The sequence below is a fragment of the Clostridium sp. genome, from assembly GCF_051650885.1.
Taxonomy (GTDB): Bacteria; Bacillota; Clostridia; order Clostridiales; family Clostridiaceae; genus Clostridium.
In genome coordinates, this window is record NZ_JBOFRG010000306.1 from 1 (window position 1) to 11,585 (window position 11,585).

Genomic DNA, 11,585 nt, shown 5'->3' on the forward strand with positions numbered 1-11,585 from the left:
GGTGATACCCTCTCACCAAATCATCAATTGGGACTTTTTTTATTTTACTTGGTGATACCCTCTCACCAAATCTTACTTTTATTATATCATCTTCTATATAAAAGTAAATACTTCATTATATTTATTCTGTAATTCTATAGAGCAGTGTACTCTCCCCCTACTCAAAAACTAAAAAAAGTTTTTCATTCCACTAGCTATTTTGTATACTATATAATTTACTCTCTATGTAATGTAACTTAATATATACTTAGTTACGCCAAAAAGAGCACTAACACTAGTGTTAGTACTCCTTATCTATCTTAAACTCATTTTCTTTTATATTACTTATTTTACATTTTCTTCTTGAATTTGCCCGGGGTTCGTTCTGGGCACTTTAGGTCCCAGTTGCTTCTCTTTTTATTTATATTATTTTCATTTTACTACTTATATTTAACTAATCTACTAACTCTTCAATCAGCGCTCTCATTAAATGTTTTAATTTACACTTTTCAGCTTTACAAACATCCTTTAAATATCTATGTATCCTTTTATCAAGTTCAAATGATACCGTCATCAAATCTGCTTTATCAATGTTTTCATAAGCCTCATCTTTTGAAATTGGCTCTACTTCCAATTCTTTATTTAAAATATACTCTGAAATTGTATCTTCAATTTTCTCTCTTAATAAATCTGCAACTGTAATACTTTCATAGTCTGCTATTGCTTTTAAATCTGCATGTGTTTCAATAAATATTTTTAACGTTATTCTTTTCATCCTCTGATTCACCTCTTTCTTCATAATATCATCTTTTCCGTAAAAAATCAATAAATATCCTATAACATCATATTATATTTTAATTAACCTCCTTTATATTATTATATTTTCTCATTTATACTTAAAGTCAAATGATTTTTTTCTAGCTACTTAATATTTATTATTATATTATTATTTTATAAATATTAAGTAACTTTTTTATTATACTAAACGCATTGACCTATCAATTCTTTTCCTTACACTTATAACTTGTACACTTAAAATCATACATTATTTAATTTGTACCTTCTCTCTTTTGTTCTTTAAATATAATTGTTGGATTATTGCTCCAAGCTCTTGCTCTTAATTCATCTTGTCCTATTATTCTCACTAAATTTGATATATAGTTTGCTTTAACATTATTATCATAATAAAATATTGTTGTAGTTAAATTAGGTGTTAAAATTAAATCTCTAAGTATATCTTTATCCGTCACATCAATTGAATGCCCAAATATATATAATTTATGAATATTTCCTTGATTACCTTCATTTAAGCCATCCTTATTTTCCTTAATGATTTCTAGCCATCTTTTATACTTGCAACTAGTTTCTTTATATAATCTTTGAAAATATTTTTTAAACTTAATAAAATCTATTTTTTCATCCTTATCCTCTTTAAGGTACTCATCTATTCCAAGCACCATACTATTTGTTTCCATTGCTCCCTGTAAGTTAGCTTTTCCATGAATATAATCATATTCAATTTTCTTGCATTTATCTTCATACACTCTTTCATAGGTATCACTATAATTGAAACTTATAACTCCATCTATTTCTAAGCCTTCAATCTCTCTATTTTTATGTTTTATATTAATTTTTTGAATAACTTCACCTATATAAATTTCTAAGCAACGAGTTAATCCGTTTAACATTTGATTTAAATCTTCTATAACAATTTTTGCATTATCTCCTACAAAACTATTTCCTATAACTTTTTCTTTATTTTCTTCATAAATGGTTATATACTTACCAAGAAAATTATCTATTATAAAATCTTTTTTAAAATCACCTTTTTTCCCATCCTGGGATTCATTTTTTTCTACATACTTATTAGTCTCTTGTAAATATTCTAAAGCTTGAATTACATCTGATATTTCTAATTCAAAATCAATCCACCCCTTATTTTCACTTTTTTCTATTTTATCTTCAAAATATTTTATCCAAATATTTTTTTCAATTAATTCATCTAATTCCTTTAACACCTTATTTCTTTTATTCTTATAAAAGACCTCATCTTTAAGTAAAAATCCTTGTATTTCAGAATCTAATTTTTGAAAATTAGGAATCCTCTTTGTTCTCTCTTTATCCATATTAAGAGTTTTATAAACTCTTAAAAAACTCATAAAATCCCAATACTTTGTTGGTAATTTATGCTCTAAATCAAATCCATTTCCTATAACTAATATATTCATATTTCTCTCCACCTCATTAAAATTTTATCTAAAATAATATATTAAAAATTCTACTGGCATATTTATCTTTATTCTAAAAATCATTATTCTTTATTCAGAAATAATTTTACTATCCCGTCTATCTTTTAAACGCTCTTCTTCATTCCTTAATTATCCAAATAAACTTTTTTACCATAATATCATACACCATATAAAAATTCAATAAAATTCATTAAATATTCTTTCACTAACTAGTTTTTAAAGAGTTATTTTACATCAAAAAGAAGCATTATTACTAATACTTCTTTTTTATTTTTTAATTAAATGATTTATCTTCTAAATTCTTTCGTCACATCCATCCTAAAACCACAGTCTTCACACATTAGAAATATTTTTTCATACCCAATATCCATCTCTAATTTTTCATCACACCCTGGACATCTATCTGTATAATCACACTGTTCATATTCATGATCTTCTCTAAAATCAATACACCTCTTTATATGTTCTTCAAAACATCTCCCACAGACTTCCACACCACATTCGCTACATTCTTGTATTTCATCTACATGAAAATACCTACCGCATATTTCGCATTCTATCATTTTTTTCATTCTCCATTTCATTCAAATATTCCCAACTCCAATATATCATGATTTCAATGAATTTTCAATGATTTTTTTAGATTTAATAACATTTTTAAAACTCTTTTTTGTAAATAAAAAAGATACGTAATCTCTTACGCATCTCATAATCTCTCTAATCCCTGTTAAATAAATCTCTTGTATATATTTTTTCTTCTATATCTTTTAACTCTTCTGCTACTCTATTTGATACTATAACATCACATTTTGTTTTGAATTCTTCTATATCTTTTACTACGATTGAGTTAAAGAATTTTTCTTCTTTTAGCACTGGCTCATATACCATTACTTCTATCCCTTTTGCTTTTAGTCTTTTCATTATTCCTTGTATTGATGATGCTCTAAAGTTATCGGAGTCTGTTTTCATTGTTAGTCTGTAAATCCCTACAGTTTTTGGTGCTCTTTTTATTATTTGATCTGCTATATGATCTTTTCTTGTTCTATTTGCATCTACTATTGCACTTATTATGCTATTTGGGACATCTTCATAGTTTGCTCTTAATTGTTTTGTATCTTTTGGTAAGCAATATCCACCATATCCGAATGAAGGATTGTTGTAATGTCCTCCAATTCTTGGATCTAAACAAACACCTTCTATTATTTGTTTTGTATCTAGCCCTCTAACTTCTGCATAAGTATCTAGTTCATTAAAATATGCAACTCTCATCGCTAAATATGTGTTTGCAAATAGCTTTACAGCTTCTGCTTCAGTATCATTTGTAAATAATACTGGTATCTCTTTCTTTATTGCTCCTTCTTGTAAAAGACTTGCAAACTTTTCTGCTCTTTCTGATTTTTCTCCAACTATTATTCTTGAAGGATGTAAATTATCATATAATGCCTTTCCTTCTCTTAAAAACTCTGGTGAAAAAATTATATTGTCTGTTTCAAACATCTTCTTCACTTTTTCAGTATATCCAACTGGTACTGTTGATTTTATTATCATTACAGCTTCTGGATTTATTGCAAGTACATTTGCAATAACTGCTTCAACTGATCTTGTATTAAAATAATTCTTTTCTGAATCATAATTTGTTGGTGTTGCTATAACTACATACTCTGCATCTGAATATGCCTTAAAAGCATCTGTAGTTGCAACTAAATTTAGTTCTCTATTCCTTAAGTAATCCTCAACCTCTTTATCAACTATAGGTGAAACTTTATCATTGATCATATTTACCTTTTCTTCAATTATATCAACTGCCACTACCTCATTATTTTGCGCTAATAATATAGCATTTGATAATCCCACATAACCAGTTCCTGCTATTGCTATTTTCATATTATTTAACTCTCCCATTTACCCACTCTTACTTTTTCTATACAGATTTCACTCTTGGTGCTCTATTTTATAATAAATTTTCATCTTTTCTTAATTTTTTCCTAGCCACTTCCCAATTATAATTGAAAATATGCCAAAATTTTATTTATTATTTTTTCGCAAGCCTCACCATCACCATACGGGTTAATTGCTTTGCTCATACTTAAATACTTCTCTTCATTTTCTATTAAATTATTCGCTTCTTCTACTATCTTATTTTTTTCTATACCTACTAATTTTACTGTTCCTGCCTCAATCGCCTCTGGTCTTTCTGTTTCTGTTCTTAATACTAAAACAGGCTTTCCTAATGCTGGTGCCTCTTCTTGAATTCCACCTGAGTCTGTCATTATTAAGTATACTTTTGCCATTAAATTTGAGAAATCTTTATATTCTAATGGTTCTATTAATAATATTCTATCTTCTACACCTTTAAATACTTCATTAGCTAATGCTCTAATTACAGGATTTTTGTGTATTGGGAATATTACCTTTACTTCACCATTCTTTTCTACAACTTCTTTAATAGCTTCAAAGATATTTTTCATTGGATTTCCCCAATTCTCTCTTCTATGTGCTGTTAATAAAATCACTTTATTTTTTTCAAAATCTATTTGATTTAATTTTTCATCTTCAAATATATATTCTTTATCTATAACACTAAGTAATGCATCTATAACCGTATTTCCTGTTATAAATATATTTTCATTTATTCCTTCTTTATTCAAATTCTCTTTATTGCTCTCTGTCGCTGCAAAATGTAAATTAGCTATTGCTCCTGTTAATTTTCTATTTGCTTCTTCTGGAAATGGTGAATATATATCTCCACTTCTAAGTCCTGCTTCTACATGTCCAATCGGCACTTTATTATAAAAAGCTGCTAATGCTCCATTTAAGGTAGTTGATGTATCACCATGTACAAGAACAAGATCCGGATTACAATCTTTAATAGCTTCATCTACACCTTTTAATACTTTATTTGAAACATCTACTATCGTCTGCCCATGCTTCATAATATTTAAATCGTAATCTGCCTTAATATCAAACATCTCTAATACATTATCAAGCATTTCTCTATGTTGTGCTGTAATACATACTACCGATTCTATCATCTCATTATCTTCTAACTTTTTCACTAATGGACTCATCTTTATAGCTTCTGGTCTTGTTCCAAAAACACTCATTATTTTTAATTTTTTCATTCCTAATTCCTCGCTACCCGTTTTTTTATTATTGTATTAAAACTTACTATTAATTCCTTATTTAAGATTATCATGCTAATACCAAACACTATTAAACATATTAATTGATATCTTACATCGATTAAATAATATGAAAAAATTCCTATAATTAATACTACCATTGCTCCTAGCTTATTTTTAATTTGTACTTTTAAATCTATAATTTTATTTATCGATTTTAGTCTAGCTATAAATAAAACTAAAAATGATAGCATATTTGCTAATACGACTCCCCATATCCCCAATGTAGGTGTTAGGATTATCGAAAAAATCAAGTTTGAAACTGCTCCTATTATAGTTGTTGTAAATGCATCTCTCGTTTGCATAGACGCTGTATATGCAGTTCCTAAAAATGAACTAAATCCATTAAACAATGCACCTATAAATAAAACTGGAATATATAACCATGCTTCTATAAATTCAGCTTTTACCATTGATACATTATATATTTTTATTATTGGTAATAAACACGTTGCTACGGTCAAACTAAATATAAAAAATGTATTAAATGAATTAGAAAAATATTCATCTCTATCGACTGCTTTAAACTCTTTTATTATATTCTCTGTCCATGCTAGAAAAAATATTGAGCTTATTGTTGTCAATAAACTTGGAAACTTTGATGAAACCGCTAAAATCCCATTATCCGCTGTTCCAGAAAAATATAATAATATATATTTACCCAAAACACCTATTATCCACCAACATATTTGATTTGGTATCAGTGGAATTCCATATCTTAACTGTTTCTTAATAATTTCTAAGTCATAATATTTAAAATTTATTAATCTCCATATTTTAGTTTTAATAGCTCCTATTACTGCAATCATACTTGATGCACATATAGATGCAATCAGAAGTGATTCCCCACCAAAATTGAATTTAACTATTAAAGTTATGTTAACCGTTGCTTGTACAACTGTAGATATTATCCCCATAATTGCATAATCTAAATTCTTTTGAAATCCTCTCAACACTTGTTGAAAAAACATTCCTAAATATACCGTTATAAAATATATTAGAAATAACGTCTTATATTCAAAATCAAACTTACTTATAATCGGTAAATATAATGCTATAAATATACCAATTCCAGTTATAAATATAATGAATGAGTTTGTTATTATTTTTTTCTTATCATTCTTGTATTCATCACCACATAAAAATCTAAATACACTTTCTGTTACTTGCATTGTAAATATTGGTGCAATCAGCGGGAGTGTACTCGTAACTATATCTACTGCTCCAAAATCCTCAACTGTCAAGTATGCTGTATATATTGGTAATAAAAAAAATGCTAATAATTTTGATGAAAAATTCCCTATAAAATATATTATAGTAGTCTTTAGCATTCTTCCTTCTCTACTCATTATTTTATTACCTTCTTTATTAATGGCTTTATTTTATAGATTAACTTATAAATACTCTCTCTTTTTCTAAAACTTTCACAATATTTCTCTTCTATTTCATTTAAAGTTTTCTCATCTAAATCTTTAATCAATTCATTATAAAATACAGGTTTTATAGGGTTATATGGATATTGTATATCCCAATAGTCATTTAATTTATCCTCTTTAATTATTCCAATATTCTTTACCGCTAATTCATTAACTAATTGCCCTCCAACCTCAGTTAATGCTATTACCATGGAAACTCCTGTATTATCCGATATATATTTTTCACCCCAGTAATCTCCAATTCTTAAATCTGCCATTGAATTTTCTCTATACCCACATTCATAACAAGCTTCTAACATACAATTTCTTAATTTGAAAATTTTATAAAACTTATCTTTTTTTTCATTTCCATAATATTTCTTTTCATTCTTCCCCTTAATTTCTAAATGTCTATCTCTCCATGGATATGATTCAGCTCTGAATTTTACCGACTCAATTTTTGTTATTTCTTCTTTTTTACATGTTTCCTCTATATATTTATCCCACAACTTATATGTGGGTACTCCATGACAAATTAAATCTATTAATATATATTTCTGTCTAATTTTTTTTTGTTGTAAAAGATTATGCATTCCAGCCACTTGACAAGGTGTTCCTATAAATACCCCACCATCTAATTTAATTATTTCTTCTATACACTCTTCACCTAACTTACTTTGAATATATTTTGATCCTTGAAACTTTTCTAATTCTTTTTCATTATTTTCCCTTACTATCAAATGTTCTGCTATTCTATTTTCTATATTGTAACTGCATCCAATAATATTCTGTCCTTTTTTGTTTAAGTATTTTGATAAATCCATTGCTATTCCTCCAGACGAAGATTTTCTTAATACTTCTACTTCATTTGATTTATACATAAATAATTTATTTTTTTTACTTTTAATTTTTTCTTTATTATTACTAGTGTAAGGGCAGACCTTTTTACATAGCTTACATTTAACACATTTCTCTTGATCTATGGTAGCTTCCCAAAAACCAATATTATTTTTTTCTATTTTTATTGCCTCCTTACCACAAACTCCTGTGCATGCTCCACACCCACAACATGTATTTGTTATTTCAAATTTTTCTTCTATTTTCACTTGTGCTTTCTTCAATGCTTCTTCCAAATAAAAAATTGATTCTTTACGCTTCAATTTCAATACTTTATTTGCTTTCTCAAAATCACATTCTAAAGAGTAGACTATATTCTGTCTTTCTTTCACTAATCTATTTTCCAAATTTAACATGTTAAGAATATTATATATTCTTGAATTTTGTGAGTTCTTATCTTTTGCTGAAAATCTCTCATAAGTATAAAATGGCCTGTTATAATTAATTGAAAATACAGTCCCATGAAATGAATCAGTACAAACAACACTAGCGTTTGATATTAAGTTTAAAAATTCTTTCGGACCCACCCCATCTATGTGTTCAAATCCTCTAGATTTATCTTTTTCAAAAACTGGAATTATTTTTACTTTTAACTTTAATTTAGTCGCTATTTCTACAACACTTTTCCAATAATACTCATTTTGTCCTAAAAAATAACACAATACATATTTTTCATCCTTTTTTGTAACTTGTCCAATTTCATCCCACTCAGTACTATCCAATAACAATGTTGGATCTAATACAACTTTTGCCTCTCTTCCTGTTAATTCTTTTATTATTTTTTTCCCTTGCTCTTCTCTTATCGATATACTTCCAAAATCAGCTATCAAATTAGTCATTTCTTTCTTTACAAATATATCATCAACTTTTGAAAGACCTATACTTGGTGCATACGCTATTTTTTTTCTATTTTCTTTTACAAAATCTAAAAAGTATCTTGGATTAAATATTGTTGGTGCCCATATTTGATCACTTCCACAAATAAAAGCATCATATTCCTCATTTAATTCAAATAGACTTGATTTAACTTGGCATCTCCTACTTAAAACTATATTTTGACTCAAAAACTCTCGAAAATTTTCTGTTCTTTGCTCATTTAAATATTCTTTCTTATTTCTATTTTTAATTCTTTTTTTTATCTTCATAGAATATTCTTTAAAAATCTCTTCATTAATTGTTATTAATTTTTCATGCGGTATATAATTTATTACTTCCGGAGTATATCCAATATCCTTAATCTTTTTGTTAAGTGCTGTTACCTGTAGTGCCGTTCCATAATTATAATAATTGAACCATGTCATTATCCCTATTCTCTTCATTTTATCCTCTTCCCACTAGCTTTCTAAATTTACTTTTATATTTTACTAAAATCTGCGTTTTTTCTTTTCCAATAAAGTTTATAAATTTCTTCTTTAACTTTTTATGTTTTGGTATCCATGATCCTGAAAAATGATGTATTGCAACAGTTTCATTAGTCAACTCTATCTTCCCTGTTTCAGGATTTTTAGGACAAAAAATTTCTTTTTTATATAATTTAAATCCCTCAATATTTTGTTCTTCATTATTCAATATTAATCCTTTATCTAAGCAAATATTAGTAATTATTTCAACATTAGTTGTTATATCTAAACTTCCATCTTCTTTTACGAATTTCTTATTATCATAATATGCTAAAAATTCTTTAAATATTTTATTCCCTTGCTTACATCCCATTATGCCTGTTGGAATAGCATCTATTCTTTCAAACCCTGAAAAAGCTTCCTCTTTAAGATAAGAGTCTAATTCTTTTAACAATTCTACATCTGTGTCCATATAGATACCGCCATATTTATATAATGCATATAATCTTACATAATCTGAAACAAATGCATATTTTTTATTTTCATATGCCTCTTTAACATATTCATTTGAATTTATATTAAAGTTTTCCTCATTCCATTCAATAATTTCATAATCAGGACAATATTTTCTCCAACTAGCTATACATTTAAGTGCTAAGTCTGGAAGCTTTCCTTTTCCAAACCAACAATAATGTATCTTTCTTCTATTCATTATACTCACTCCTTTTTTCATTATTATAGGATTTCATAATTTCTTTATTCTTTTATATCACTCAAATTTTTAAGTATTTTTTTACTCTTTTTTGCTAAAACCAATTACAAATACATAGAATAATCAATTACACTTTCAGAAATATTCATAATGATGCATAAATAAAAAATTTTAATATAGTTGCTTTATTTGCATTATAGCCGGTCATTGATTTTTATCAAGAACTTTTTGATAATATCAATTTATCTATCATCACTGAATTTATTGAATCTAATAGAGATTCTAAAGGCTCCTCTTGATATCCTCTAATTAAATCTTTTATGTGATACACTGTGAACATTTGAGAGAAATTACTGCACTATTACTTAATTTTCTAAATTTCAACCTTGAATTTGCATAATTATGTGGATTTTTTATTACTAAAAAACTACCATCTTACAATATTTTTCAACCTCATATTAAAGATTTTGAGAATTCTATTTTAAAAGATGTTCTAACAATTACTAGAATTACACAATCTTAGTACTCTAAGTAACTCAATCATTTCTACTGATTCCACATCTATCGAAACTAATACCAAATATAACATCCCAAAGTATTTTCCTGAAAATAAATTTAATACTAATCAACTTGAAACTTTTCCATTCTGAAATTAGATATGCTAAGGAAGTTTACACTAAATAATTGTGGTAATAATATTTAACAGGCTATATAAACTAAAAATATAGTTCCATTCAGGACTTCTAATACTGGTACAGAATGTTCTTGTAACCGTCCTAAGTATAATACTGATAAAATTATAGGATATATACGATATAGAACTACAGTTGATAGATTTTCTAATTATTTTAAGTTCTATTATACAAAAATAACGAAATCAGAACGTTATAACTCAAGATTTTAAAATTTAAATCTTGAAAGTTCTTTAATAGTAAATAACTACTTTATTACACCTCTCAACACCTTAGGGTACATATATTTTTTAGCTCTACACTTATCACTCCTCAAACTTAACTATAGCGAAAAACTCCATTCCTTAAGAAAACTCACAAACAAGCAACTTAGTTTTTCTACCCCCCTAATTTTTTGCATTTACAATCTTCATGAGAACAACTTAACCTTTTTAGGTTATTTCATTCACACTCCTCCTAATTTTCTGTTATCTTTTTAAAAATATTCACTTTTAAAACGATTAGTTATGCTTATCTATTTTCATTGTCCCAATACTATAAGTAATAGAAGCTAGCACATATATATCAAAAAACCCCATTGCTTCTGAAAATAATATAATCAACATTCCCACCATTCCTATAGACGCTATTAATTCTATCTCTTTATCTTTTTCTATAACTTTATTAACAATAAAAAAAATAATAATAATTGTTGGAATTATTATTATTCCATTTTCAATAATATTTTGTAATATCTGATTATGAGAACTTAAATACTTTCCTTGTTTAGCACTATATATCAAATTTGTAGTTGACTGTGTCCCTATCCCCTTTATACTGTTATTTTTTATTAATTCTTTTGCAACTTCCCACAGTTCAACTCTCCCTGTAAATGTTAAATCCTTTCCTAATACTTCAATAATGAAATCAGAAAATATATATTGTATTTTTAAAATCACTATTCCATAATAAAATAATACATACGCTACCAACATGCTTTTGAACCTTATAATTTTAGTCCAATTTTTAAAATTCATAAATATCATATATGAAGATACAAATATTATTGCAATGATTCCAGATGAAGATCTGATATTTATTGACATATATATTGATCCAATTATTGTTAATAAACCACTT

Annotated in this window: 9 protein-coding genes; all 9 read right to left on the reverse strand. The window is 26.8% G+C overall.

Going from position 1 to position 11,585, the window contains the following annotated elements:
• Window positions 1-433: 433 nt before the first annotated feature.
• A complete protein-coding gene (locus tag ACRC28_RS14730; RefSeq protein WP_438544193.1) occupies window positions 434-754 on the reverse strand; it encodes a hypothetical protein in 321 nt (106 codons plus the stop codon).
• Between the two features lie 274 nt (window positions 755-1,028).
• A complete protein-coding gene (locus ACRC28_RS14735; RefSeq protein ID WP_438544194.1) occupies window positions 1,029-2,207 on the reverse strand; it encodes an AbiH family protein in 1,179 nt (392 codons plus the stop codon).
• Window positions 2,208-2,515: 308 nt separating this feature from the next.
• The gene (locus tag ACRC28_RS14740) at window positions 2,516-2,791 is read right to left on the reverse strand and encodes a hypothetical protein (RefSeq protein ID WP_438544195.1); all 276 of its coding nucleotides are present in this window, start codon (window positions 2,789-2,791) and stop codon (window positions 2,516-2,518) included.
• A 154-nt stretch (window positions 2,792-2,945) separates the two neighbouring features.
• On the reverse strand, window positions 2,946-4,112 hold the full coding sequence (locus ACRC28_RS14745; RefSeq protein WP_438544196.1) for a nucleotide sugar dehydrogenase: 1,167 nt from the start codon (window positions 4,110-4,112) through the stop codon (window positions 2,946-2,948).
• A gap of 116 nt (window positions 4,113-4,228) precedes the next feature.
• Complete coding sequence (gene wecB, locus ACRC28_RS14750) at window positions 4,229-5,350, reverse strand: non-hydrolyzing UDP-N-acetylglucosamine 2-epimerase (protein WP_438544197.1); 1,122 nt, start codon at window positions 5,348-5,350, stop codon at window positions 4,229-4,231.
• 2 nt (window positions 5,351-5,352) lie between these two features.
• Entirely contained in the window at window positions 5,353-6,759 is a 1,407-nt protein-coding gene (locus ACRC28_RS14755; RefSeq protein WP_438544198.1) for a lipopolysaccharide biosynthesis protein, read from the reverse strand.
• Complete coding sequence (locus ACRC28_RS14760; RefSeq protein ID WP_438544199.1) at window positions 6,759-9,041, reverse strand: polysaccharide pyruvyl transferase family protein; 2,283 nt, start codon at window positions 9,039-9,041, stop codon at window positions 6,759-6,761. Before ACRC28_RS14760 ends, ACRC28_RS14755 begins: the two co-directional genes overlap by 1 nt.
• 1 nt (window position 9,042) lies before the next feature.
• Window positions 9,043-9,774, reverse strand: coding sequence for a glycosyltransferase family 32 protein (locus tag ACRC28_RS14765; protein ID WP_438544200.1), 732 nt, complete (start codon window positions 9,772-9,774; stop codon window positions 9,043-9,045).
• A 1,192-nt stretch (window positions 9,775-10,966) separates the two neighbouring features.
• Window positions 10,967-11,585 (reverse strand): O-antigen ligase family protein (locus ACRC28_RS14770; protein ID WP_438544201.1); only part of this gene is annotated, 619 nt, incomplete at its 5' end.

What these genes read in the sequence shown, in the direction of transcription:
- ACRC28_RS14730 (WP_438544193.1), bottom strand. Translation starts at nt 754, where the DNA reads ATGAAAAGAATAACGTTAAAAATATTTATTGAAACACATGCAGATTTA.
- ACRC28_RS14735 (WP_438544194.1), bottom strand. Translation starts at nt 2,207, where the DNA reads ATGAATATATTAGTTATAGGAAATGGATTTGATTTAGAGCATAAATTA.
- ACRC28_RS14740 (WP_438544195.1), bottom strand. Translation starts at nt 2,791, where the DNA reads ATGATAGAATGCGAAATATGCGGTAGGTATTTTCATGTAGATGAAATA.
- ACRC28_RS14745 (WP_438544196.1), bottom strand. Translation starts at nt 4,112, where the DNA reads ATGAAAATAGCAATAGCAGGAACTGGTTATGTGGGATTATCAAATGCT.
- wecB (WP_438544197.1), bottom strand. Translation starts at nt 5,350, where the DNA reads ATGAAAAAATTAAAAATAATGAGTGTTTTTGGAACAAGACCAGAAGCT.
- ACRC28_RS14755 (WP_438544198.1), bottom strand. Translation starts at nt 6,759, where the DNA reads ATGAGTAGAGAAGGAAGAATGCTAAAGACTACTATAATATATTTTATA.
- ACRC28_RS14760 (WP_438544199.1), bottom strand. Translation starts at nt 9,041, where the DNA reads ATGAAGAGAATAGGGATAATGACATGGTTCAATTATTATAATTATGGA.
- ACRC28_RS14765 (WP_438544200.1), bottom strand. Translation starts at nt 9,774, where the DNA reads ATGAATAGAAGAAAGATACATTATTGTTGGTTTGGAAAAGGAAAGCTT.